The organism is Xanthomonas cannabis pv. cannabis (assembly GCF_000802365.1).
Lineage (GTDB): Bacteria > Pseudomonadota > Gammaproteobacteria > Xanthomonadales > Xanthomonadaceae > Xanthomonas > Xanthomonas cannabis.
The window spans coordinates 1-25,000 of record NZ_JSZE01000099.1 but is presented as its reverse complement, the minus strand read 5'-3'; the positions used below and the strand labels follow the sequence as shown (position 1 = coordinate 25,000).

General features: G+C 66.6%; 21 protein-coding genes and 1 riboswitch. Of the genes, 9 read left to right on the top strand and 12 right to left on the bottom strand.

The genetic code is table 11. From position 1 onward, the window contains the following. Window positions 1-202 precede the first annotated feature (202 nt). Window positions 203-3,076: an aminomethyl-transferring glycine dehydrogenase gene (gene gcvP / locus OZ10_RS15765; RefSeq protein ID WP_202903026.1), complete on the bottom strand. Its 2,874-nt coding sequence runs from the start codon at window positions 3,074-3,076 to the stop codon at window positions 203-205. A gap of 90 nt (window positions 3,077-3,166) precedes the next feature. Further along, window positions 3,167-3,281: riboswitch (glycine riboswitch) on the bottom strand. 263 nt (window positions 3,282-3,544) lie between these two features. Between gcvP and OZ10_RS15760 the strand changes: the two genes are divergently transcribed. Together OZ10_RS15760 and OZ10_RS15755 are read left to right on the top strand one after the other, a co-directional pair. Further along, window positions 3,545-4,798: a multidrug effflux MFS transporter gene (locus OZ10_RS15760; RefSeq protein WP_039565791.1), complete on the top strand. Its 1,254-nt coding sequence runs from the start codon at window positions 3,545-3,547 to the stop codon at window positions 4,796-4,798. A gap of 16 nt (window positions 4,799-4,814) precedes the next feature. Beyond that, on the top strand, window positions 4,815-5,219 hold the full coding sequence (locus OZ10_RS15755; RefSeq protein ID WP_039409783.1) for a hypothetical protein: 405 nt from the start codon (window positions 4,815-4,817) through the stop codon (window positions 5,217-5,219). Window positions 5,220-5,475: 256 nt separating this feature from the next. Here the strand turns inward: OZ10_RS15755 and OZ10_RS15750 are convergent, their stop codons facing one another. The 5 genes from OZ10_RS15750 to OZ10_RS15730 form a co-directional block, all read right to left on the bottom strand. Beyond that, window positions 5,476-7,410 (bottom strand): XVIPCD domain-containing protein, encoded by a 1,935-nt coding sequence (locus tag OZ10_RS15750; protein WP_039565789.1) that lies wholly within the window; start codon window positions 7,408-7,410, stop codon window positions 5,476-5,478. A 132-nt stretch (window positions 7,411-7,542) separates the two neighbouring features. Beyond that, complete coding sequence (locus tag OZ10_RS15745; protein WP_039409788.1) at window positions 7,543-9,561, bottom strand: M2 family metallopeptidase; 2,019 nt, start codon at window positions 9,559-9,561, stop codon at window positions 7,543-7,545. 258 nt (window positions 9,562-9,819) lie between these two features. Next, window positions 9,820-11,481: a phosphoethanolamine transferase gene (locus tag OZ10_RS15740; protein ID WP_039565786.1), complete on the bottom strand. Its 1,662-nt coding sequence runs from the start codon at window positions 11,479-11,481 to the stop codon at window positions 9,820-9,822. Beyond that, a complete protein-coding gene (locus tag OZ10_RS15735; protein ID WP_039409795.1) occupies window positions 11,478-12,242 on the bottom strand; it encodes a phosphatase PAP2 family protein in 765 nt (254 codons plus the stop codon). Before OZ10_RS15735 ends, OZ10_RS15740 begins: the two co-directional genes overlap by 4 nt. A gap of 99 nt (window positions 12,243-12,341) precedes the next feature. After that, a complete protein-coding gene (locus OZ10_RS15730; protein ID WP_039409797.1) occupies window positions 12,342-14,075 on the bottom strand; it encodes an ArnT family glycosyltransferase in 1,734 nt (577 codons plus the stop codon). A 215-nt stretch (window positions 14,076-14,290) separates the two neighbouring features. Between OZ10_RS15730 and OZ10_RS15725 the strand changes: the two genes are divergently transcribed. Further along, entirely contained in the window at window positions 14,291-15,007 is a 717-nt protein-coding gene (locus OZ10_RS15725; protein ID WP_039409800.1) for a response regulator transcription factor, read from the top strand. Further along, on the top strand, window positions 15,000-16,307 hold the full coding sequence (locus tag OZ10_RS15720) for a sensor histidine kinase (protein ID WP_039565784.1): 1,308 nt from the start codon (window positions 15,000-15,002) through the stop codon (window positions 16,305-16,307). The genes OZ10_RS15725 and OZ10_RS15720 overlap by 8 nt, the downstream gene beginning before the upstream one ends. Here OZ10_RS15720 and OZ10_RS15715 read toward each other — a convergent pair. From OZ10_RS15715 to OZ10_RS15695, 5 genes are all read right to left on the bottom strand, one after another. Further along, the gene (locus tag OZ10_RS15715) at window positions 16,293-16,784 is read right to left on the bottom strand and encodes a hypothetical protein (protein ID WP_039409866.1); all 492 of its coding nucleotides are present in this window, start codon (window positions 16,782-16,784) and stop codon (window positions 16,293-16,295) included. The two genes, OZ10_RS15720 and OZ10_RS15715, sit on opposite strands and share 15 nt — an antisense overlap. Window positions 16,785-16,937: 153 nt before the next feature. Continuing rightward, window positions 16,938-17,195, bottom strand: coding sequence for a cell division topological specificity factor MinE (gene minE / locus OZ10_RS15710; RefSeq protein ID WP_011036323.1), 258 nt, complete (start codon window positions 17,193-17,195; stop codon window positions 16,938-16,940). Window positions 17,196-17,197: 2 nt separating this feature from the next. Next, window positions 17,198-18,007 carry a septum site-determining protein MinD gene (gene minD / locus OZ10_RS15705; RefSeq protein WP_012444318.1) on the bottom strand — a complete coding sequence of 270 codons (810 nt, stop codon included), beginning with the start codon at window positions 18,005-18,007 and terminating at the stop codon, window positions 17,198-17,200. Window positions 18,008-18,042: 35 nt separating this feature from the next. Then, entirely contained in the window at window positions 18,043-18,789 is a 747-nt protein-coding gene (gene minC, locus OZ10_RS15700) for a septum site-determining protein MinC (protein ID WP_039409811.1), read from the bottom strand. A gap of 3 nt (window positions 18,790-18,792) precedes the next feature. Continuing rightward, window positions 18,793-19,389, bottom strand: a complete 597-nt coding sequence (locus OZ10_RS15695) for a GNAT family N-acetyltransferase (RefSeq protein ID WP_039409814.1) — start codon at window positions 19,387-19,389, stop codon at window positions 18,793-18,795. Window positions 19,390-19,633: 244 nt separating this feature from the next. On the opposite strand from OZ10_RS15695, the gene OZ10_RS15690 reads away from it, so the two are divergent. The 5 genes from OZ10_RS15690 (at window position 19,634) to OZ10_RS15670 (ending at window position 24,125) form a co-directional block, all read left to right on the top strand. After that, complete coding sequence (locus OZ10_RS15690; RefSeq protein WP_039409817.1) at window positions 19,634-20,830, top strand: sensor histidine kinase; 1,197 nt, start codon at window positions 19,634-19,636, stop codon at window positions 20,828-20,830. Beyond that, window positions 20,831-21,472 (top strand): response regulator, encoded by a 642-nt coding sequence (locus OZ10_RS15685; protein WP_039409820.1) that lies wholly within the window; start codon window positions 20,831-20,833, stop codon window positions 21,470-21,472. 328 nt (window positions 21,473-21,800) lie between these two features. Next, window positions 21,801-22,982, top strand: coding sequence for a polyketide cyclase (locus tag OZ10_RS15680; RefSeq protein ID WP_039409823.1), 1,182 nt, complete (start codon window positions 21,801-21,803; stop codon window positions 22,980-22,982). A 94-nt stretch (window positions 22,983-23,076) separates the two neighbouring features. Next, complete coding sequence (locus OZ10_RS15675) at window positions 23,077-23,448, top strand: DUF423 domain-containing protein (RefSeq protein WP_039409825.1); 372 nt, start codon at window positions 23,077-23,079, stop codon at window positions 23,446-23,448. Window positions 23,449-23,450: 2 nt separating this feature from the next. Further along, entirely contained in the window at window positions 23,451-24,125 is a 675-nt protein-coding gene (locus OZ10_RS15670; protein ID WP_039409828.1) for a DNA-3-methyladenine glycosylase family protein, read from the top strand. Between the two features lie 36 nt (window positions 24,126-24,161). Here the strand turns inward: OZ10_RS15670 and OZ10_RS15665 are convergent, their stop codons facing one another. Continuing rightward, complete coding sequence (locus OZ10_RS15665) at window positions 24,162-24,959, bottom strand: M15 family metallopeptidase (RefSeq protein WP_039409830.1); 798 nt, start codon at window positions 24,957-24,959, stop codon at window positions 24,162-24,164. Window positions 24,960-25,000: the final 41 nt, after the last annotated feature.

Genomic DNA, 25,000 nt, shown 5'->3' with positions numbered 1-25,000 from the left:
CGCCCAACATGCAGGCGGCCAGCAGCACGGCGCCGAGATGTTTCAGTTCAAGCATGTGCGAGGCTCTGCCAGTGCGGTAAGGACGTCCGCCATCATCCCGACTGCACGTGTAGGCCAGGCAAATGAACGAGGCGCCTTGCGCACAACAAAAAACCCAGCCGTTCCCGGCTGGGTTTTTTGTTTACAGCATGCGTGGCGCTACTCAGGCTTCGGCGTCTTCCTTGTACGCGTCCACCGGGATGCAGGCGCACATCACGTTCTTGTCGCCATAGACGTTGTCCACGCGCGCCACCGGCGGCCAGTACTTCTGCTGCTTCAGGCTGGGCAGCGGAAAGGCGGCCAGTTCGCGCGGGTAGGCATGGGTCCACTCGCTGGCCGACACCTGCGTGGCAGTGTGCGGGGCGTGCTTGAGCGGGTTGTCCTCGCGGTCCAGGCGGCCGTCCTCGATGGCGCGGATCTCTTCGCGGATCTGGATCATCGCGTCGATGAAGCGGTCCAGCTCCTGCTGCGATTCGCTTTCGGTCGGCTCCACCATCAAGGTGCCGGCGACCGGGAAGCTCAAGGTCGGCGCGTGGAAGCCGAAGTCGATCAACCGCTTGGCGATGTCTTCGGCGCCGATGCCGCTGGTCTTCTCCAACGGGCGCACGTCGAGGATGCATTCATGCGCCACCAGCCCGTTGCGGCCGGTGTACAGCGTCTTGTAGTGCGGGGCCAGGCGCTTGGCGATGTAGTTGGCATTGAGCAGGGCCACCTGCGTGGCCTTGCGCAGGCCGGCGCTGCCCATCATGGTCACGTACATCCAGCTGATCGGCAGGATGGAGGCGGAGCCATAGCTGGCCGCGCTGACCATGCCCACATCGCCTTCGCCGCCCAGCGTTCTCGGTAGAAACGGCGCCAGATGCGATTTGACCGCACACGGGCCCACGCCCGGGCCGCCGCCGCCGTGCGGAATGCAGAAGGTCTTGTGCAGATTCAGGTGCGACACGTCCGAGCCCCACTTGCCGGGCTTGGCCACGCCGACCAGCGCGTTCATGTTGGCGCCGTCGGTGTACACCTGGCCGCCATGCGCATGCACGGCTTCGCAGATCGCCACCACGTCTTCTTCGAACACGCCGTGCGTGGACGGGTAGGTGATCATCAGCGCGGCCAGGCGGTCGGAGTATTTCTCCGCCTTGGCGCGGATGTCTTCGACATCGACGTTGCCGTTGGCATCGCACTTGGTGACCACCACGGTCATGCCGCACATCTGCGCGGAGGCCGGGTTGGTGCCGTGTGCAGACTCCGGGATCAGGCAGATGTCGCGATGCGCTTCGCCGCGCGAGCGGTGATAGGCACGGATTGCCAGCAGGCCGGCGTACTCGCCCTGCGCGCCGGAATTGGGCTGCAGGCTCACCGCGTCGTAGCCGGTGCATTCGACCAGCATCGCTTCCAGCTCGTCGATCAGCTGCGCGTACCCGGCCGACTGTTCGGCCGGGGCCAGCGGATGGATCGCGCCGAACTCCGGCCAAGTCACCGGGATCATTTCGGCGGTGGCGTTGAGCTTCATGGTGCAGCTGCCCAGCGGGATCATGGTGCGATCCATCGCCAGGTCCTTGTCGGCCAGCGAACGCATGTAGCGCAGCAGTTCGTGCTCGCTGTGGTGGGTGTTGAACACCGGGTGGGTCAGGAACGGCGTCGTGCGCAGCAGGCCTTGCGGTAGTGCATCGGCGGTGGCGGCATCCAGCGCGTCCACATCGGCCGTGGCACCGAACAGCTGCGCCAGCGCGACCACGTCGGCGCGCGTGGTGGTTTCGTCCAGGCTGATACCGACCGCTTCGCTGTCGATGGCGCGCAGGTTGATGCCGGCCGCACGCGCGCGGGCGTGGATGGCGTCGGCATCGATTGCCTTGACGTGCAGGGTGTCGAAGAAATGCTCGCCCACGGTGACGCCGGCGCTGCGCAGTGCGGCCGCCAGGATCGCGGCCAGGCGATGGGTGCGGCGCGCGATGCGGGTCAGGCCATCGGGGCCGTGGTAGACCGCGTACATCGAGGCCATCACCGCCAGCAGCACTTGCGCGGTGCAGATGTTGGAGGTGGCCTTCTCGCGGCGGATATGTTGCTCGCGGGTCTGTAGGGTCAAGCGATACGCCGGGTTGCCGGCGGCATCGATCGACACGCCGATCAGGCGGCCCGGCATCGAACGCTTGTAGGCATCGCGGCAGGCCATAAACGCCGCATGCGGGCCACCAAAGCCGAACGGCACGCCAAAGCGCTGCGAGTTGCCGACCACGATGTCCGCGCCCCATTCGCCGGGCGCGGCAATCAGGGTCAGCGCGAGCAGGTCGGTGGCCACCGCGACCAGGCCGCCCTGCGCATGCACCGCCTCGGCCAGCGCGGCGTGATCGCCGATATGCCCGAAGCTGTCCGGGTACTGCAGCAGCACGCCGAAGCATTCGGCCTGCAGCGCTTCGTCCGGCGTACCCACGCGCAGCACGATGCCCAGCGGCTCGGCGCGCGTGCGCAGCAGTTCCTGCGTCTGCGGATGCACCGCGTCGTGCACGAAGAAGGTGTCGGACTTCGATTTGGCCGAGCGCTTGGCCAGCGTCATCGCTTCGGCCGCGGCGGTGGCTTCGTCCAGCAGCGAGGCGTTGGCGATCTGCATGCCGGTCAGATCCGCGCACAGGGTCTGGAAGTTGATCAGCGCTTCCATGCGGCCCTGCGAAATCTCTGCCTGGTACGGCGTGTAGGCGGTGTACCAGGCCGGGTTTTCCAGGATGTTGCGCAGGATCACCTTGGGCGTATGGGTGCCGTAGTAGCCCTGGCCGATGAAGGTGCGCTGCACCTGGTTCTTGCCGGCGATGGCGCGGATCTTGGCCAGCGCTTCTTCTTCGGTGATGGCATCGGGCAGCGCCAGCGCGGCCGGCGACTTGATGTTGCCCGGCACGATGGCGTCGGTGAGCGCATCCAGCGAGGCGTGGCCGACCACCTTGAGCATCTGCGCGATTTCCGCGTCGTTGGGGCCGATATGGCGTTCGACGAACGCGCCGTGGTGTTCGAGGTCGCGCAGGGAAGACGGGGTCTGGGACATGGCGGGCATCCGGGGCAGGGGACAGACGAATGGTCGACGCGTCCCGCAGCCGGCCCGGCGCGCATGGCGCACCGCAACCCGCCGTAGCGACGGTCTTCCTCGCGCCCCTCTGTCCTTTTGCCTGAGAGTTTAAAAACGCGGCATGGCGCCTGGCCTGCCTGCGTTCCGTGCCCCTTCGGCGCCGGCATCGGCCGGTCTCTCCAGAGTTGTACTGCGGATGGTATCGGGCCTGAGCGATTACGGGCTGTTGCGCCTTCGGCAGCGGCGGTGCCGCTTCTCCCACCGTGTTGCCGGCCGATTATAGCGTGGCTGCGCATGATGGCGGGCCCGCGTGGGCCGCCGGCAACGGCCCGTGCACTTGGGTTTGCTTAACCTCGCCGGCGCAAGCGCCTATCATCGGCGCCCTCACGCGCTATCCGGCGCCGCCCCGGCGGATGCCGGCGTGCGTCCCGGATGCATCACGTTTCGGATCCCTGCATGACCCCCACCACGCCCTCCACCCGGCGCATGGCGCTGCTGCTCGCCGGGCTGGCGATGTTCGGCCCGTTTTCCATCGACACCATCTTCCCGGCGTTCTCGCGGCTCAGCCGCAGCCTGGCGGTGGACCAGGTGGCGATCCAGCAGACCATCAGCGTCTACCTGCTGGCCTATGGCGTGATGAGCATCGCGCACGGGCCGCTGTCCGATGCCTGGGGCCGCAAGCGGGTGATCCTGGGCGGGCTGGTGCTGTTCATTGCCGGCTCGATCGGCTGCGCGCTGTCGCAGGACCTGCCCACGCTGCTGGCGTTCCGCGCCTTGCAGGGCCTGTCGGCCGGGGTGGGCATGATCGTCGGGCGGGCGGTGATCCGCGACCTGTTCCATGGCCCGGACGCGCAGCGGCTGATGAGCCAGGTGTCGATGATCTTCGGCATCGCGCCGGCCATCGCGCCGATCATCGGCGGCTGGATTTTGCTCAGCGGTGCCGGCTGGCCGCTGATCTTCTGGTTTCTGGTGGTGTTCGGGCTGGTGCTGCTGGTGGCCACCATGACCTGGCTGCCGGAAACCCACCCGGTGGAGGCACGCACACCGCTGCAGTTCAAGCGCCTGCTGCAGGACTACGTGCGCATCGGCTTCAATCCGCGCTTCCAGCGGCTGGCCGCGGCCGGGTCGTTCAATTTCGCCGGCATCTTCCTGTACATCGCCTCGGCGCCGGTGCTGATCATGCAGCACCTGGGTCTGGGCGAGGGCGACTTCGCCTGGCTGTTCATTCCCACCATCGGCGGCATGACGCTGGGTTCGTTCCTGTCCGGGCGCATGGCCGGACGCATGGAGCCGGTGCGGCAGATCCGCATCGGCTTCATCTGCTGCGGCGTGGCAGCGCTCGCCAACCTGGGCTACACCTTGTCGGTGACGCAGATCGCGTTGCCCTGGGCGGTGCTGCCGATCTTCCTGGCCGGCGTCGGCATGGCGCTGATCTTCCCGATCCTGGCACTGGCTGTGCTGGACATGTACCCGCAGCAGCGCGGGCTGGCGTCCTCGCTGCAGGCCTTTACCCAGTTGATGACCAATACCGTGGTGGCCGGCGTGCTGTCGCCGCTGCTGAGTGAACACCCGCGGCATCTGGCAATCGGCATGACCGGTTTTTTCTTGCTGGGCTGGCTATTCTGGCGTTGGGAGCGCCGCAGCGGCCGCCGTCTACGGCACCGCCAGGCCACCGAGGCAGTGCCTCTGGAGCCGGCCGACCACCTTTGACCTGACAGGAGCCCGCATGTCCACCGATTCCAAGTTGCGCCGCGATGCCCGCAAACGCGCCGCCGAGCGCCAGCGCAACCAGGCTGCCGCCAAGGCCACGGCCGACTCGCCGATCGAACCGCATGCAGAACTCCGCGACCAGCAACGCACCCTGCTGGCCGGTATCGTCCGCCGCGACGGCGAATGGGTGCTGGGCATGGACGGCCGCATCGCCGGCGAAAGCACCAGCGCCGCCCAGGTACTGGCGCTGATCATGCGCGCGGCCGAACTGCACGAACGCCAGGGCACGCCGGTGCGCCTGACCTACTCGGACGCCCTCAAGGACGCCGCGCACGCCGAAGCCCGGGCCGACGGCATGGAGTTCGAACAATTCAAGACCAAGTTGAGCGAGCGGCTGCAGGGCGGCGCCAAGCTCAATTGAGCCACGCTCGCCGTGTGCCTTCGCTGGTGCCTTGAGAGATGCGGCGTTTAGAACGGGTTACCGGTTGCTGTGCCTGCTGCAAGGATGTGCAGCAGGCCGGTGTTAGATCCGCTGCCTGGCAGGTGTGGCGCGCGGTATCACCGGCCAGCCAGCAGACCATCGTTCCCCGTCCAGCGCATGGGGCCAACATCGTGGTTGGCTACGCGTGATCGACTTTTTCGATAGGGGAATCCAGGTGCAGTCCCCAGCACGCAGCTTAGCGCGCCTGCGCCTGTCGCTGCGTTTCCTGCTGCGACGCCTGCGCCTGTGTGGCGGCATCGCGCTCCGTGCTGGATTCCAGCGCCTGCAGGCGTTGCAGGCTGTTGGCGATGGGCTCCTCCTGCACAGCCTTGGCGTCGAAGCTGCCTCGCAGATGCGCTGGCGAGTCGAGCGCTCCCTGCACCACGAACCCGCGCGCGGGATCGTTGCCGAGTAGCACGTGATCGACCCGCTGCAAGCCATTCTCGCGTGCGGCTACCACCGACCCCAAGGCCAGGCGTTCGCTGTCCATCCCGGCCGCGGGGCCGGGTGTCGCCTGCAGGCGCTCCACTGCCGCCGTGCATTGCTGCAGCAACGCATGATCCGGGTGCGTTGCATCGCGCGGGTCCGGCAGCGTCGGGGTGGCGTCCGTCGGTCGCGGCAGTACGGTGGCATCCACACGCTGCAGCTGGCCGTCGTATGTTCCGTCGGCACCGTCGGCGATGCGCTGCAGCCGCTCGGCAAACCCATAAGGCGATCCACCGACATTGCGCGCCATCGCGATTGCGAACTGCTCGGGCGACTGCGACGGGGCGTTGCGGTCGCCGACCAGCGCCGTCAACGCGCTGCCGCCGATCTTGCCGGCGTCGGCGCTGGCGCGGGTCTGCTCCAGCAGCGCCTGCATCTGCACCTCGCTGAATTCCAGCGTGGTTTTCTGCCCTGGCGCGATTGCGCCAGTGCCCGCCATGTCGCCGCTCAACGCGCTGTTGAGGGTCTGCGCGATCGCCTTTTCCTCGCTGGCCTCGTTGCGCCCGCCCAGGCGCTGCAACAAGCCCGGCGCGGCCACATCGCCATCGATCTGGAAACGGTAGCTGCGCTGCTCCACGCGTTCGGCATCGTTGCCGTCGTACTCGCGCACGATCGTCAGCGGCACGTTGTCGCCGTACTGCAGCTGTTGCACCACGGTGTAGCCGTCCTGGCCCGGCGTGCTGATGCGCACCTGGCTGCCTTGGTTGCGGTTGCCGGCGACATCGGCGCTGAGCGGGCCCAGTTCCAGCTGCAGACGCTGCTGCGAGCTGAAATTGATCCGTTCCAGCGTCTGCATGTCATCGACGCCGGGCACGCCCGGGGCAATCTTGCCCTCGCGCACGAACGCACCCATGGCCGCAAGCCCACGCGGATCGGCCAGGTCGAACTGCGCGCTGTGCACCTGCGACTGGCCCAGGGAGTCGGCGCGTCCGAGCAGGGCCTGCGCCGGTCCGGCCTTGATGCCCAACGCATTCACCGCCTCGATGGCCGCGTTCGGCCCAGTCACCACCCGCACGTGGCGCTCGTCGACGCGTTCGATCATGTAGCTGCGGCCGCTGGCTTCGGTGATCTCGCTCTGCGTGGTCAGCGATCGCAGGCTTGCCGAGGATTCGCGCTGCACAAAAGTCTGGGTGTCCATCACCGCGCGTGCGCCGATCGGAAGGCTCTCCGGCTGCAGCGGATTGACTCGCCTGGCGGCTTCCAGCGGTTGATCGACACCGGGCAGCGTCACTACGTAGCGCATGCGCTGCCCGGCACTGGCGCCTGCCTCGATGCTCAGCTTGCTGTCGCCGAGCTTGGATTGCAGGCTTTGGTGCTGGCCGGTCTGTGCGTCGGCCTCAAGGCTGAAGGTGGTGGTCTTTGCATCGGCATCGCTGAGCATGCCTGCGCTCAGCGCGCCGCCGCGACGCAGGCTGGTCTCGCCCAGTGGCTGCGTCGGGCTGCCGCTGCTCTGCTCGCTGGTCTGCGAATATTTGGCCGACTGCTCTGCCGGGGTGACCGAGACGGTGCCGCTTCCCACCTTCGCCGCGTATTCGCTGTTGGAGCTGCTGTAGGTCGGGTCGAACGCGCGATCGTTCGCATCGTCGATGAACTGCGTGTTGCGGTCCACATCGCGCGCGTCCGGGCCGGTGTAGGCGTTGCTCATTAGGATGCTTCCTGCATGCTGCGCCTGTGCAGCGGGCGCGCAGTATATCGCCGGCGTTTTAGGCGTTTATCAAAGGAACGTTAGGCGGCGGCCCTGGTGACGGCCGCCGCATGCCGCAGCGACAGCGGCGCGTCAGTGCAGCGCGGCAGGCGCAGGCGCGTTGCTCGCGGCAGCAGGCGCAGGCGCCTGCCACCCGCACATCTGCCCCTGGTTCTGCTGCTTCAGCCACTCGCTCATCGGTGCGAAATATTCCAGCATCGGGCCGGCGTCGAGTCTGTCGCTGCCGGTGAGTTCCTTCAGCGTGGTCTGCCACGGCTGGCTCGCTCCACGTTGCAGCATCGACCAGAATTTCTGCCCGGCGTCCTTGTTGCCGTAGAAGCTGCACTCGTACAACGGACCCTGGTGGCCGGCGGCCTGGCACAGGCCCTTGTAGAACTGGAATTGCAGGATGTGAGCCAGAAAGTAGCGCGTGTAGGGGGTGTTGCCCGGCACATGGTATTTGGCGCCGGCATCGAAGAACGCTTCGTCGCGCGCGGTTGCCGGCGCCACGCCTTGATAGCGGGCTTTCAGTTCCCACCAGGCCTGGTTGTAGCGCTCCGGCGGAATCGAGCCATCGAACACCCCCCAGCGCCAGCGGTCGATCATCAGGCCGAACGGCAGGAATGCCACCTTGCTCAAGGCCATGCGCATCTGCGAGTTGATCAACGCCTCGCGGCCGGCCTGTTGTTCGCCCACCATGCCGATCGACTGCAGATACCTGGGCGTCATCGCCAGCACGATGGTGTCGCCGATCGCTTCATGAAATCCATCGTTGGCACCGTTCTGGAACAGCGGCGGCAACGGGTTGTAGGCCAGGTCGTAATAGATGTGGCCCAGCTCGTGGTAGATGGTGGTGAAGTCTTCCTCGGTAGGTTTGATGCACATCTTGGTGCGCACATCCGCACCGATGTTCTGGTTCGCCTCGCCGCCCATGTTCATGTCCCAGGCACTGGCGTGGCAGACCACATCGCGGTCCAGCGGTTTGATGAACTGCGAGCGCTGCCAGTAGGTGTCCGGCAACTTGGGCATGCCCAGCGAGGTGTAGAAATCCTGCGCGCGCTCGGTCATCTGCCTGGCGGTGCGCAGCTGCGCCTCGCGCTCGGCGTTGAAGCGTGCCGCGGTGCCGCCGTCGCCACCGGTATTGCGTGCCAGCACTGCGCTCAGATTGCCCTGGTACTGCTTTTCCAGGGCCGAAGTGATGTCCAGATCGCCGGCGCCGGGGTAGGGCTGCAACAGGTCCCACAGATTGCTCCAGTCCTGCTGCCACATGTTGCCCATCAGATGCGCCGGCAGCAGGCCGCCGGCCACCTCGCCCTTGTCCTTGCCGTATTGCGTGTCCAGCTTGCCGCGCGCATAGCACTGCAGCTGTGCGTACAGGGGTTTGACCTGCTCCCACAGGCGGTCGGTTTCGCTGGCCAGCTGCTGCGGCGGCATGTCGTAGCCGCTGCGCCACATCACGCCGACATCGGCAAACCCCAGGCCGCGCGCGCCTTCGTTGGCCAGCTCGACAAAGCGCTGGTAGTCCTTGCGCATCGGCTGCGCGGTGCGATGCCAGCCCTGCCAGGCATCGAGTTGTTCGTTGTAGTCGCGGCTGCTGGCCAGTACCTGCTCCAGCTCGCCCAGCTGGCGGCAGCGGCGTTGCTCGCCATCGCCCACGCAATAGGTTCCGGCGCCGTAGTCGCCTTCCATCTTGGCGGCGATGCGGGTGAGTTCGGCCAGTTTGGCCGGGTCGCGCGGAGCGGGCAGGGCGCTCATCAATTTGAGCAACTGCAGCGCACGCGCGCTGTCGGCCGACATTGGCGTGCCCGCGTAGTGCTTGGATTGTTCGATCCAGCGATCCAGCTGCGCCAGCGAACGCTCGTTGGCCTTGGCGGCCAGCAGTTGCGAATCGCCGTTGATGTAGGTGGACGACAGCCACTGCGCCGCGGTGACTTCCGGGTAGGCCGCCTTGTACTCGGCGCTGATGCGCGCAACGAACTGGTCGGCAGTTTCGCCCGGCGCGGCGTTGGGTGCGGCCGGCGTGACTGGCGGTGCGGCATCCTTGCGACAGGCCGACAGCGACAACGTGCCGGCGGCAACGGCCAGCGCCAGCAACAGCAGACGAGGATTCACGGGTGGTCCTTGCGGTGAAGTCCGGCGAAGGCTAGAGCGCGCCGGTCTTCAGGGCAAGCGGTGCGGCGGTGGGCATCACGCCGCGACGATCGATCCGGGAGGCGATCCGCAGAACGGTTGGCGCACGCGCAGGCCCTGGCAGACCAGGGTCAGGCGGCGTGATCGGTGCCCAAGCTGCAACGCCGCAGGTGGACATGCGGCGCCGAGCACCGCCCGCGCCCGCCTGCTGCGCGGGCCGAAGGCATGGGCGCGCTCAGCTCAGCGCTTGCCCGTGCATTGCGCGAACACGTCCCGCTCGCGCGCATACACGCTGGTCCTGACCTGCATCAGGCCCAGCACCGAAGGGAACAGGGCATCCTGATCGGTGTACTGCCCGGCGCGGTGGCGCAGGCAGGCCTCGTCCAGGCCGCGGTCGCGCGCGAACTCCGGCGAGAACCACATCACCATCGGCACATGGGTCTGCTCCTTGGGCGCGATCGCATACGGCACGCCATGCAGGTACAGGCCTTTTTCGCCCAGCGATTCGCCATGGTCGGAGAGATAAATCATGGCCGTGTCGTAGTCCTGCAGCCCACGCAAGGTGTGGATGGCCTGGTTGAGGAAATGGTCGGTGTAGCTGATCGAGTTGTCGTAGGCATTGACGATGCTCTGGCGGCTGCAGCTGCCCAGGTCTGCGGTCCTGCAGACGGGCTTGAAGCGTTCGAAGTGCGCCGGATAGCGTTCAAAATAGCTCGGGCCGTGGCTGCCCAGTTGATGCAGCACCACCACCCGGTCGCCGGGCTTTGCCCGCACCTGCGTGGCCAGATCGCTTAGCAGGATTTCGTCCATGCAGCGGCCATCGGCGCACAGGCCCGGCGTGGTGGCGTCGTCGAGCTTCTGCAGTTCCAGCCCGTCGCATACACCCTTGCAGCCGGACTGGTTGTCGCGCCACAGCGTGGAGATGCCGGCGTGTTCGAGCACATGCAGGAACGATTGATGCCCGCGGATCCTGTCTTCGTTGTAGTCGCGGCGGCCGAATGGCGAAAACATGCAGGGCACCGAGACCTCGGTGCTGGTACCGCACGAATGCATGTCCGGGAAGTTGATGACCCCGGCCTGGGCCAGCTCAGGGGTGGTCTGGCGCGCATAGCCGTTGAGGCCCCAGTTCTGCGCACGCGCCGTTTCGCCCAGCACCAGCAGCAACAGGCGCGGGCGGCTGCCGGCAGCGCGCGGCGTGGCCGTGGCGTCGTGTTCGATCGGCTGCTTGGGCGCATGCTTGATCGGCGATTCGGATTTGAGGTTCTGCCGCAGCGCCACGATGTAGTTGATCGGCGTGGCCAGATAGCGCACCTCACGGTGGTTGCGCATCAATGCCGAAATATCCTGCGACGACAGCAGCGTGCCCGCAGCGCCCACCAGCGCGACCGCCAGCAAAAACCCCACCCGCACCAGGAACGCCTTGCCCACGCTGCGAGCGCGCAGACGCGTGCGCCACAGCAACGTGGTCGGGATCAGGAAGTAGCCCACCAACGGTAGGATCAGTCCGGGCGTGAGCAGCTCGCGCGACTCCTTGTGGTCGGTATGCAGCACGTTGCGCAGCATGTCCGCATCCAGATAGACGTTGTAGCTGTCCATGTAGTGCGCGGCCAGGGCGGTGGTGAACAGCAGCAGCGTGAGCAGCGGCTTGGCATTCCATCGCCAGACCAGCACCCCCAGCAGTAGCGCATGCACGGCCACCAGCAGCGCCATCAGCGACACCGCAAATCCAAGGCTGCCCGGATGCGTGGCCATCGCCGTGCGCCAGAACAGCTGGTTGCACACCAGCGCGAAAAACAGGCTCGACAGCAATACCAGCGCTTCGGTCGACACCGTCGGCCGCGTACTCCATGTCAGCGCGCGCAGGCCACTACGCCTGCGCGGTTCCGGTAACCAGGTGCTCATGCTGCGTCCCCCGATAGCAACATCAAACCAAGCGCGCGACGCGGTCGTTGCAACATCACGCCGTACAGTGCCAGTGCGCTCACCCAGCACACCGCCAACGACCAGACATCGTGCGAGAGAAAATGCGCGCCACGCAGTTGTTGCGCAACACCGAAAATGAGACCTGCTGCCAAGCCTGCGAACAAGCCTGCAAAGCGCCATGCAGGACGGAGCGCCAGCGCACAGAAATACAGCGCCACCCACGCATAACCGGCACTGGCATGGCCTGCCGGAAAACAACCGGACGCAGCAATGCCGTTGCGCGATTCAAACAGCCCGATCATCGCGTGCGTGCCGCCATAGCGACTCAGATCCCACGGGCAGTCCATCGCAGTCCACGACTTGAGCAACGACACCAGCGAGGTCGACAGTGCGACCGATGCGGCCAGATACGTCAGCGGCCAGCGCAATCCCTTCAGACGCGGCCGGCACCACGCAAGGCTGGCCAGCACCAACACGCTGACACCGGCAGTCGTGCTCAACCCTTTGCCCACACGGTGGATCACGCCGCTGGTAAACCAATGGTCCTTGAGCAGCCAATGCCCGCCTTCCAGCCGATACAGCGCGTCGGCAATCCACTGGTCGCCATCGGCGCCCATCAGTAGCGCACTCGCCAACAGCACGCAGGCCAGCGGCAGCCATAGATGCCGAACAAGAAACTGCGGCTGCAGATCGCCGGCGGTGTGCGCCACGCTGGGCGCATGGAGAGGAAACGAGCTCATCGAGATGTCGGTCTGTGTCGATGCCCGGCATCTTCGAAACCCGGATGTCGGAGAGCGGTCGGACCGGAGTTGCTCAGTCGTTAACCCGCTACCGAGCGTTCAGTCTGTCTCGCCGTCGCTACCGGTTTGTTCGCTGTCGGACGCAGTGGCGATGCAACCGGCGTGCCATGCCGTGCCCGGCACCAACTGCCATTGATTGCGATTGGATTCGCCGATATCGATGCGTTGCGCCGGATCGATGCATGCCGGTACCGCCTGCTTGAGCACGAATAACCAGCGTTTTTGCGGCGCTTGCGCAAGCCACGGGCCAGCGTGAGCCCATTGCTGTTGCCAACTCGCCTTGAAGCCGAAGTCGGTGACCGGGCGATCGGCCTGCAGCAGGTTCTGCTCGCGCCAGGCCAGCATGCCCAACTCCGCGTCCGGCCCGATGCGCTGGCCCACCCGCTGCATCAGACGCGCGGACGAACTGTACGGGTCCAGCGCCGGCATCAGGCCCAGGCCGTACACCATCCATAGCGCGGCGGTCGTCACCACCAACGCGGTGCCCGCGCGTCTGCCGCGCGACCAGAGGAGTGCAGCCAGGCCGACCACGCCCAGGCCGATCAGCCAGAACCCCACCGACTGCAGCGAAGCCAGTTCCATCCCGCGTTTCAGTGCCGGGTTTTCCGCCCAGTGCAGATGCAGCGCGATGCCGCCTCCAAGGATCAACCCGGCGAGCGCAAGCAGCAGCACATAACCGCCCAGCAACACGCGCACGCCGCGTCGGCGCAACAGCCCGGCCAGCAGCGGCGCGGCTGCAACGCACAACGCCGGCAACATCGGAAAGATATAGACCTCGCGCTTGCCCGGGCTGGCGCTGAAGAACAGCAGCACCAATACGCTCCAGGCCAGCAGCAGCACATAGCGTGGGTCGCCGCGGCGCAGTCGCCGCCACCAGGCCGGCAGTAGCCACGGCAGCAACAGGCAGCCGGGCAGCCACAAGGTGGCGATCACCTGCAGGTAGTACCAGAACGGTTTGACGTGATGCCAGGCGTGCGCGTACCGCGTGCCGGTTTGCTTGAACAACAACTCGTGCGCGTAAGCGTGCAGCTGCGGGTCGTCGCTGTGCAGTAGCGCAATGCACAGCGGCCCCAGCCACACCGCCGTACCGGCCACGAACGCCGGCAGCACCAGCAGCCAGCTGCGCCCTGCCTGCGCACGGGCCGGCAACACGCTCCAGTGCCGGCGTGGCAGCGCCATCCAAGGCAACAGCAGCAACAGCGGCAGGAAGCCGACGCCCTTGGTCACCGTGCCGATGCCGGCGGCAAACAGCCCCAGCGTCCAGGCGCGCCAGTCCGGCCCGCGCAACACATGCCGCAGCAGCCCCCACAGCGAGAGTGTGGTCAGCGCCACCAGCACCATGTCGATCTGCGCACGCTTGGCCATCAGGCCGAACTGCAGCACCGTGAACAAGGCCAGCAGCGCATACACCGCCACGCGCCGGTTCCACAGCCGGCGGGTCATGTCCCAGGTCAGCCACAGCGTGGCCAGCGCGGCCAGCAGCGAAGGCAGCAGAAACGCGATTGGCCAATGCGGGATCAGCGTGTAGGTGGCGCCCTGCAGCCACATGAACACCGGCGGCTTTTCCGCATACAGCTCGCTGCCCCGGTGCGGCAGCAGCCACTGGCCGCTTTCGACCATCGTGCGCGCGGCCAGCACAAAGCGCGGCTCGTCCGGCGGGTTGGGCTGGCGCATGCCCAGCCCGGCCAGCAGGCTGATCACGATCAACAGCAACGCGGTCATCAGCGCGCGCTGGCGGGATGAGAAGGCAGAGATGGCAGCCGACACGCGCACGCCCTGAGTGAATGCGGGCACACACTATCTGGCAAACAGGTCGGAAATTTGTCGGAACCGCGCAAGCGGATCGCACGCCGCAGTGCAGGCGTTGCAGCGTGACGGGGTCTTGAGCACACCCGATTGCGAGGCGCTCCGGCAATACCGGCCGCGTTCGGCTTGCCTCGGTTAGGATGCGCACACCGTCCCGGTCGGGCCGTTCTGGAATCGCGCGCATGCGGCTGCTGGTCATCGAAGACAACCGCAACATGGTTGCCAACCTGTTCGACTATTTCGAAGCGCGCGGGCACACCCTGGACGCAGCGCCCGACGGCGTCACCGGCCTGCACCTGGCCACAACCCAGCAGTACGACGTGCTGGTGCTGGACTGGATGATGCCGCGCATGGACGGCCCGGAAGTGTTGCGCCGCCTGCGCGAGCAGCATCAGTCCGAATTGCCGGTGATCATGCTCACCGCCCGTGACGAGCTGCCCGACAAGATCGCCGGCTTCCGCGCCGGCGCCGACGACTACCTGACCAAACCGTTCGCGCTGCCCGAGCTGGAAGTGCGCATCGACGCCTTGCTGGCGCGCGCGCACGGCCGCCGCCGCGGCAAGCTGTTGCAGGTGGCCGACCTGCGCCTGGATCTGGCCACGCTGGAGGCCACCCGCGCCGGCCAGGCGCTGCACCTGTATCCGGCCTGCCGCAAATTGCTGGAGGTGCTGATGCAGGCCAGCCCGGCGGCGGTGACCCGGCAGCGGCTGGAGCAATCGCTGTGGGGCGACGACCCGCCCGATGGCGACATGCTGCGTTCGCATATCTACGAATTGCGCCGCAGCGTGGACGGCCCGTTCGCGCAGAAGTTGATCCATACCCTGCCGCGGCTCGGCTACCGCCTGGCCGAGCTCGACAGCGGCAGCGAGCCCGCACACAGCGACAGCGTCGATGGCTAAGCAGCGCCCGCTGGGCCGCCGCGTCATGGTGTGGCTGTTCGGGTACACGCTGCTGATGACGCTGGCGGTGTTCGGCACCGCGCAGTACCTGCACGAGCGCGCAGAGCATGGCGTGTGGCGCTCGCTGCTGAACTCCGAGCTGGACAGCATCCTCGACCGCAGCACGCAGAATCCGGACTACCGCTGGCAGGACTCGGACACCTTGCGGCTGTACCGCATCGATGGCTCGTCAGGCGTGCCGCCGGTGCTGCGCACCCTGCACCCGGGTCTGCACGACGAGCTCGAGGTGGCCGGCCGCCAGAGCGCTGTGATGGTGCGCGATACCCCCCAGGCCGGCCGCCTGGCGCTGGTGCTGGACATCACCGATTTCGAGGCGCTGGAAAAGTTCCTGACCCGCTGGATGCTGGCCGCCGGCATCGCGCTGATCGGCATCACCGTGCTGATGGGTACCTATGCGATGGCGCGCCTGGTGCGCCCGCTGGTGGAACTGGCCCGCGACATCGGCGCGTTGCGCCCGGAGCAGCGCGCGCAGCAGATTGCGGTGGGCGCACAGGGCAGCGCCGAGCTATACGTCATCGCCGATGCGCTCAACGATTATCTGGAGCGCAACAGCCACTTCGTCGAGCGCGAACGCGCCTTCGTCGACAGCACCAGCCACGAGCTGCGCACGCCGATCGCGGTGATCGGCAATGCGGTGGAGCTGGCGCTCGAACAACCCGGCACGCCGCCGGCGGTGCGTCATCAGCTGCAGCGCATCGCCCAGACCAGCGCGGCGGTGGAGCAGCTGATCACCTTGTTACTGGTGCTGGCCAAGGACCCGGGCCGGCTGGTGCGCAGCAGCGATACGCTGCGGCTGGATCAGCTACTGCCGGACATCGTTGCCGACCATGCGCATCTGTGTGCCGACAAGGACCTGCAGCTGGTCATCGACCCGCTGCCGGCCTGCAGCCTGACCGCGCCGGTGGCCATCGTGCAGACCGCCATCGGCAATCTGCTGCGCAATGCCATCGAAAACAGCGACCGCGGCATCATCCGGATTTCGCTCTCGGCACCGGGTATGGTGCGCATCGCCGACCCGGGCCACGGCATGACGCCGGAAGAAGTCAGCGCCATCTACGCCCGCTTGGCGCGCGGCAATGCACGCCAGGGCAATGGCATCGGGCTGGAGCTGATCGGCCGGCTGTGCGAGCACCTGGGCTGGAAGCTGAGCCTTGCATCCGATGCAGGGCAGGGCACGGTGGCCACGCTGGATCTGGTCGGTGCCAGCACGGCGGGTGCACCGGCCTCAGGCAGGCAGTAACCCGCGCGCGTTCAACCAGCTGCGCGCGTTCTCGGCATCCTGCTCGAACCAGGCGCGCGTGGAGCCCAGGCGATAGGTGTAGCCCCAGGCGTCCATGTCGGCCATCAACCGCGCGCTGCCCACCCCGGGCAGCTGTTCGGCGAGCAGGATCTGCAGGTAGCAGGTGGCGTCTTCCTCATCCACCGAATCGGTGGCATCGGTGTGCACGGCTGCACGCCTGTCGGCTGGCAACACGATCAGGTGCCCGGCTTCATGCAGCATCGAATGCACCGGGGTGTCATCGCGCACATAGACATCGCAGCCGATGATGCCGGCCTCCGGTTCGCCCCAGAAACTGCCGGGAATCGGTGCGCCCGCGTCGACGCGGTGCAGGCGCAGGCCGTAGCGGCCGAGCAACGCCGTCGGCGCCTCCAGGCCGATATCGGCCACGCACAGCACTTGGGAAGCATCAGGCACCGGGGCAGGGTCAGCAGTCACGCGCAGTCGCTCGCGGTCGGGCGCGCCGCAGGGCGCGGTGGGACAGACACCAAAACGGTACCGTGCGAACACGGTACCGTCGGCAGAAGGTCGCCGCTGCGGCCATGCAGCGCGCCCGTGTGGGCGGACGGCATGGCGGCAGCGCGAGGTCGCTTACTTGTCGCCGTCTTCCGGCAGCGCGACCGTGATATCGAGCACGTCGTGTTCGCCATCCTTGACCAGATCAACCCGCACCGCATCGGCATCGATGTTGACGTATTTCTTGATCACTTCCAGCAATTCGCGCTGCATCAGCGGCAGGTAATCCGGCCCGCCACGGTGGTTGCGCTCCTGCGCAATGATGATCTGCAGGCGGTTCTTGGCCGTCTCGGCGGTGTTCTTCTTGCTCTTGAGAAAATCGAGCAGGCCCATGCTTACCCTCCGAACAGCTTGCTGAAGAAGCCTTTCTTCTCCACGGATGTGAATCGCATCGGGCGCTCCTCGCCCATGATGCGGGCGACTGCGTCGTCATACGCCTGACCGGCCGGGGATTCGGCGTCCAGGATCACCGGCTCGCCCTTGTTGGAGGCATTGAGCACATCGCCGGACTCGGGAATCACGCCGATGGCCTTGAGTCCCAGCACTTCTTCCACGTCGGTGATGCTCAGCATCTCGCCGCCTTCCACGCGGCCGGGGCTGTAACGGGTCAGCAGCAGGAAGGCCGGTACCGCCTTGCCTTCCTCGGCCTTGCGGGTCTTGGAGTCGAGCAGGCCGATGATGCGGTCGGAGTCGCGCACCGAGGACACTTCCGGGTTGACCACCACCACCGCGCGGTCGGCGAAATACATCGCCAGGAACGCGCCCTTTTCGATACCGGCCGGCGAATCGCAGACGATGTAATCGAAACCGTCGGCGGCCAGATCCTTGAGCACCTTTTCCACGCCTTCCTGGGTCAGCGCATCCTTGTCGCGCGTCTGCGAGGCCGCCAGCACGTACAGGTTGTCGAAGCGCTTGTCCTTGATCAGCGACTGCTTGAGCGTGGCTTCGCCATGCACGACGTTGACGAAGTCGTACACCACGCGCCGCTCGCAGCCCATGATCAGGTCGAGGTTGCGCAGACCGACGTCGAAGTCGATGACGGCCACCTTCTTGCCGCGCTTTGCCAGCCCGCAGGCCAGGCTCGCGCTGGTGGTGGTCTTGCCGACGCCGCCCTTGCCGGAGGTGACTACGATGATTTCAGCCAAAGGATTTCTCCGAATGTTTCTGTGGTTGGGCCGCGTCAATCAAGCGCAGCGATCTTGATCTGATCCTGCTCCAGCCAGACCTGGACGGCCTTGCCACGCAGGTCCATGGGAACATCGTCCAGCACCTTGTAGTGGCCAGCGATGGCGACCAGTTCGGCGTGGAAGTCGCGGCAGAAGATGCGCGCGTCCGGGTTGCCCTGCGCGCCGGCCAGAGCGCGGCCACGCAGGGTACCGTAGATATGGATGCTGCCGTCGGCGATGACCTCCGCCCCCGCACCCACCGTATTGAGGACGGTCAGGTCGCAGTTCTCCGCGTACAGCTGCTGGCCCGAACGCACCGCGGTGCGCTGCATGCGGCCCGGTGCCGGGCGCGCGGCGGGTGGTGCCGGTTCGGCGCGTGCGGGCGGCGGTGGCGGTGGCGGCGGGCTGACTGCAGTCGGCTCGTACTGCGCGCGGAACTTGGCCAGCAGCGGCACGCCGAGCTGCTGCGACAGCAGGTCGATCTCGCTGGTGCCGTAGGCCAGGGCCACCGGCAGCACGCCGGCATCGCGCAGGCCGTCCAGCAGTGCCTTGGCGGTGGCCACGTCCGGCACCTGCGACAACCCGCCAAAATCCAGGATCACCGCTGCGCGCCCGAACAGCTTGGGGGCACGGTTCACGCGTTCGCGCATTTCGCGCACCAGGCGCGGCACGTCCAAGGTACGTATGCGCAGGTTGGCAATACCCACCTGGCCGATCTTCAGTTCGCCGGCCTGCTCAAAATCCACATTCACGCTCGACACGCCTCAGGCCCCCGTCGGTTGATTGGCGGTGGCGGCATGACGCGGCCGGCCGACCCACGGCAGGTCCTCGGGCAGGTTGCCGCCATAGGTCTCCTTGACCCACGGATAGCTGCACATGTCCTTCAGCAGCATGCTGGCGCGCACATCCACGTCGGGCATGGTGTTCTGGCCCACTTCGCGGAAGCCGAAGCTGCCATGGAACAGCAACGCCGCATCCGCGCCATGGTCCAGGAACACCTCGCAGGCCAGTTGCGGGTAGCGCAGCTCGGTGTAGCTCTGCACATCGGCGTAGAACGCGCGGCCCACGCCACCACCGCGGCGGCGGCTGGCGACCACGATGCGGTCGATATAGAAGAATTCCGGATGACGGTCCCGGAACCAGGCGAAATTGCTGCTGTCGTGCGCACTGCCGCTACCGAACCCGACCAGGAACCCGGCCAGGTTGCCGTCGCGCTCGGCGACGCGGAAATATTCGGCCTGCGCATAGAACCGTTGCAGCTTGTTTGAATCCAGCGGCAGGATCGCCAGTCCGGCATTGTTGTTCAGGGCCAGGACGGAATCGAGCTCGTGCTCGCGCACGTCGCGGATGACGATCGACATTGGGACTCCGTGGGGTAACGCTCTCGATCCGAAATCGGATCTGCGTCGGATTATTACATGCGTGGCCTGAAGCGGCGACCCGGAGCGCGCACCGCGATGGCGCGCCGCGTCCCGGCAGGCACGCGCACGCACGCCGGGATGCCGCGCAGGCACCGCCGTCGCAAGTCCGCGCACGCCGCCGATGACGTGCAGGCATGACTTCCGGCAAGAGGGCAGCGGCGCGGCTTGGCCCTAAGATGCGGACATGTTGGGATACCTCAGTCATACGCGCGTCCTGCGCTTCGCCGGCCTGTTCACCTGGGCAATGATCGCCATGCCGCTGGTGTACACGTATTGGCCGCCGGCCGAGGAGGGCGACCATCGCAGCGTGGCCGAGGCCCTGATCATGGCGGCCTTCTTCGTCGGCTTCGGCGCCAGCTACTTCTGGTTGACCCGCGGCCTGAGCAGTGGCGGCCACGCACACTGGTACGACCGTGTACTGCTGTTGCTGCTGACGATCTGCGCCCTGGCGGTGAGTTATCTGAGTGGCACCGGCCTGGGCAGCATCCTGATGATGGTGGCGGCCGGGGTGATCCCGTGGCTGTTGCCGCTGCGGGTGGGCGTGCTGTGGCTGGTGCTGAGCCAGCTGGCGGTGTTGCCGGTGTTCTATTACCTGCGGGCGGACTTCACCCTGCTGGCCGCACTGATGCAGTCGCTGCTCTACGGCGGCTTTTCGATGTTCATCTTCGTCACCAGCCTGGTGGCCCGTCAGCAGACCGAAGCGCGCGAAGAACAGCGCCGGCTCAATGCCGAACTGCGCGCCACCCGCGCGCTGCTGGCCGAGAGCGCGCGTATCAACGAGCGCACCCGCATTTCGCGGGAATTGCACGACCTGCTGGGCCATCACCTCACCGCGCTGAGCCTGAATCTGGAAGTGGCCGGCCACATCACCGAGGGCCAGGCCCAGGAGCACGTGCGCCAGGCGCATACCCTGGCCAAGCTGCTGCTCACCGACGTGCGCGAAGCGGTCAGCCAGCTGCGCGACAGCGGCGCCATCGACCTGGAGGCGGCGCTGCGCCCCCTGGTAACCCAGGTGCCCTCGCTGGACATCCACCTGGACATCGCCCAGCCGCTGACCCTGGACGACCCCGAGCGTGCCCACGTGCTGCTGCGCTGCACCCAGGAGATCATCACCAATGCGGTCCGCCACGCCGGCGCGCGCAATCTGTGGATCCAGGTGCGCCGCGACGCCGACAGCGTGCTGATCGACGCCCGCGACGACGGCCACGGCGCCGACACGGTCGCCCCCGGCAATGGCTTGCGCGGCATGCGAGAGCGGCTCAACCAGTATGGTGGGCAGCTGGAAATCCAAACCCGGCGGGGTGACGGCTTCGGCCTGCGCATCTCCGTTCCAGGCGCGCCGGCACTGATGCCGGCGGCCGTGACTCAAGGAGTGTTTTAGATGATCCGTGTGTGCCTGGTCGACGACCAAACCCTGGTACGCCAGGGCATCCGCTCGCTGCTGGCGCTGGACAACGGCATCGAGGTGGTGGCCGAGGCCTCGGACGGCAAACAGGCGGTGGAGCAGATTCCGCAGATCCGGCCGGACGTGGTGCTGATGGACATGCGCATGCCGGTGATGTCCGGGCTGGAGGCCCTGCAGATGCTCTCGCGCAACGGCACGCTGCCGCCGACCATCATCCTGACCACCTTCGACGACGACCAGCTGGTGCTGGCCGGGCTCAAGGCCGGCGCCAAGGGCTACCTGCTCAAGGACGTCTCGCTGGAACAGCTGGTCGGCGCCATCCGCACCGTGGCCGATGGCGGTTCGCTGGTGCAGCCGGCAGTGACCCAGCGCCTGCTCTCGGGCCTGGAGCATATGCGCAACGAGTTCGTCAGCCTGGACCGGCCCGATCCGCTCACCGACCGCGAGACCGAGATCCTGCGCCTGATGGCCAGCGGCTTTTCCAACAAGGAGATCGCCAACTCGCTGGGCGTGGCCGAAGGCACCATCAAGAATCACGTCTCCAACATCCTATCCAAACTGGGCGTGCGCGACCGTACCCGCGCGGTGCTGAAGGCGTTCGAGCTGCAACTGGTCTGATCGTGACCGCCGCTGCCGCCTGCGTGCCGCAGGTGGTGGTCCGGTTGCCGCGGCGGCCCGTTCAGACGTGGTGCCGGCGCCCATCGGCGCCTGCAACGGGCACGGCATCACGCGCACGCAGCGCACGATGTGCATGATGGCTGCGCGCGCGGCGCAAACCCTTGCGCAGGCAGGGATTGCGCAGTTCCGCCGCGGCGTCGCGCGCGCTGGATGACACCGCAAGACCGCGCTACCCGTCGCACAACTGAACATCTTTCTCGAAGCCTGCTAGGATGGTGGCTTCGCTTCACTCAACCCGGCCGTGGGATCGGCCCCGGAGACCTCCTGAATGACCCGTATTATCGAGTTCCTGATCGCCTTGGGGATCGTGGCTGGCTTGTTTGTCGTGGTGGGCTTGGTGTTGCCCTCGGAGCGGCAGATGTCCGAGAGTGTTGAGACCAACCGCAGGATGACGATTGTTTACGACACCGTGAACAGCTTCCGTCGTTTCAAGGATTGGAACCCGCTTGTGCTGCGTGACCCGAAGATCCAGCTGAAGCTGGCCGGCCCGGAAGAGGGCAAGGGTGCACGCGTCGAGTACAGCTCCAACGAGGGCTATATCGGCAAGGGCAGCTGGGAAATCACCAACACCGTCAAGAACGAGCGTGTTGAGATCGCGATCGAAGATCCCACCAAGGGCTACGACAAGGTCACCAATTTCACTCTGGCTCCGACCGGCAAGAACAACAAGAACGTCAAGATCACCCAGGACTACAGCGTCAAGTACGGCTGGAACCTGTTCGGTCGCTATGCCGGCTTGTATGTCAGCCGTCACGTGGGCGATGACCTGAAGCTGGGTCTGTCGCGTCTGGCAACCGCCTTGGCCACCGTGCCGAATTTCGACTACCGCGCGCAGCTGGATGGAAAGCCGGTGTTGAGCGATCTCAAGATCGTCGATGTGCCCGCCGAGGACCTGCTGGTCGTCACCGCAGGCAACATCGATCGTGACAACGAGACGATCAAGAAGTCGATCAAGGACAACCAGGAGTGGATCAAGCGCGTCATGGACGCCAATGGTCTGGAAACTGCTGGCCCGGTGCGCATCGTCACTACCGACTTCGCCACCGACAAGTACGCGTTCGACGTCGTGCAGCCGGTCCGCAAGCGTGCCGGTGGCGCGCCGAAGGCCGACGCCAAGACCGATACCGCCAAGGCTGATGCCAAGAAGGACGACGCCGCAGCCGCTGCACCGGTCGATGCAACCCCGGTTGCCGCAACGGGCGAAGAGCTGAAGGTCAACATCCCGTCCGAGGCGCCGGTGAAGTACGAGCGCACCAAGGCGCACCGTTCGGCGTTTGCCACCTACGCAGGCCATATGGCCGGCCTGGATGCAGTGCGTAGCTCGCTGCGTGCCTGGGCTGCCACCAGCGGCAACGACGTGACCGAGCGTCCGTACGAGTCGTGGAAGGGCGGCGTGGACAAGTCCTTTACGCAGGACGGCACCTACGACGTCTACTGGGCCATCAAGTAATCGTCTCACCACGATGATCTGATCCAGACAAAACGCGCCGCAGTCCTGCGGCGCGTTTTTTTTGCGCCATGGCGCTGCCAGGAAGTCTCCCCTTATGTCGTTGCTCGACCGTCGCAAGAAACACCCCTCGTTGCTGGCGTTCTGCGGCGGCCTGCTGGCCGCCACCGCGGTGGGCCTGTCTGCCTACGCCTCGCATGGCGTGTCCGATACGCTGGTGCAGTCGCGGCTGCAACTGGCGTCCCTGTACGCCTTCGGGCACGGCGCGGTGCTCACCGTGCTTGGCGCTACCGACACGCGTGCACTGGCGCGGGTCGGGCTGTCGTTGTTGTTGCTCGGCACCGTCCTGTTTTCGGGCAGCCTGGTCGGCGGCGCGCTGCTGCATTGGCCGACCAGCCTGGCGCCCGTTGGCGGCATGAGCCTGATGCTGGGTTGGGTGGTGCTGGCCATCGGTGCGTTGAGGCGCTGAGCATGCCGCGCCATACCCGCGGCTTCGATGTGGAGATGGCGTTCGCACACCTGAGTCGGCGCGATCGCGCCCTGGGTGCGTGGATGCGGCGTATCGGCCCGATCGCCCCGCAGCCGGGGTGGCGCAAGCCGTTCGACCCGGTGGATGCGTTGGCGCGCGCCATCCTGTTCCAGCAACTCAGCGGCAAGGCGGCGTCCACCATCGTGGCACGGGTGGAAGCGGCGATCGGCTCGCCGCGTCTGCATGCGGATACCCTCGGTCGCGTGGACGATGCGGCATTGCGTGGCTGCGGAGTTTCCGGCAACAAGGCGCTGGCGTTGCGCGATCTGGTACGCCGCGCGTGCGACGGCCAGATTCCCTCCGTGCGCAAGCTCGCTTTCATGGACGACGAGGCGATTGTCCAGGCACTGATTCCGGTGCGTGGCATCGGCCGCTGGACGGTGGAAATGATGCTGATGTTCCGCCTGGGCCGGCCGGATCTGCTGCCGATCGATGACCTGGGCGTGCGCAAGGGCGCCCAGCGCGTGGACAGGCAGGCGCAGATGCCGACGCCAAAGGAGCTGGCCATCCGCGGCGAACGTTGGGGCCCGTACCGCACCTATGCCGCGTTCTATCTGTGGAAGATTGCCGACTTCAGCGTGGCAGCCAAGGTGCCGACGCCGCGCTCGCAGGAGTGATCCATCGCGGCCACTGCGTCGTGCATATCGCGTCTGTCAGGGAGCATGCCAACGCCAATGCCACGGCTCGTAGACGATGCCGTGCGGGTTGTTGCGTGGGTAGCTCAGGCGGTAGCCGAAATCTGCCGCATGCTCGTTCAACCAGGCAAACGCCGCGGTGGTCTCAAACGACTCTTCCGCCGGTGGCTCGCCGGGGGTGCCGATATCCAGCGCGTCGCCGCTGTGATGTTCGCTGAAACCGGGCGCGGCGTTGACTGCGAGGATCTGTTCCAGGGTAAGTCCACGCGCAAATTTGCGCTCGAGGATTCCCAACTGGTAGTCGTGACTGCGGTAGCCGGAGATGGCATCCAGCACGATGTCCGTTCGCAGCGCTGCCGCGCGCATGTGGTGCCAGGCGCGCGCGGCGCCTGCGCCGAGCCAGAGCGGGCGGCCGAAGCGATCGCGCCCGGCAGATTGCAAGGTCGCCGGCTCGGCGATCAGCTGCAGGCCCGTTCGTTGCACGTAGCCGTCTGCATCCAGCCCGAGTCGGCTCAGGCGGCGCTGCAGGCCGTCGATCATCAGCGTCATGGCGTGCGGCGGTTGCGTGCGGGCGGCGGCGGCGTGCAGCCGGTCCAGCGCCTCGTCCATCCCGGGCTCGCGCGCCAACCGCGGTATCAGCGGCATGAGGCCCTGTGCCAGCTGCGCGGCCAGATAGCGTCCGTCGCGCTTGCGCCGCAGCAGCCAGTCGGCCTGCGCCAGCACGCGTGCATCGGCATTGCTGCGCGCGCGCAGCAAGGCGGCAGGCAGCAACTCGATGGCAGTGGTGTTGAGCAACGTTGTGGGGAGAGGGCGCATGGCGACAGGGTAGGGTGAAGTGGTGCGCGTCACCAGTGAGC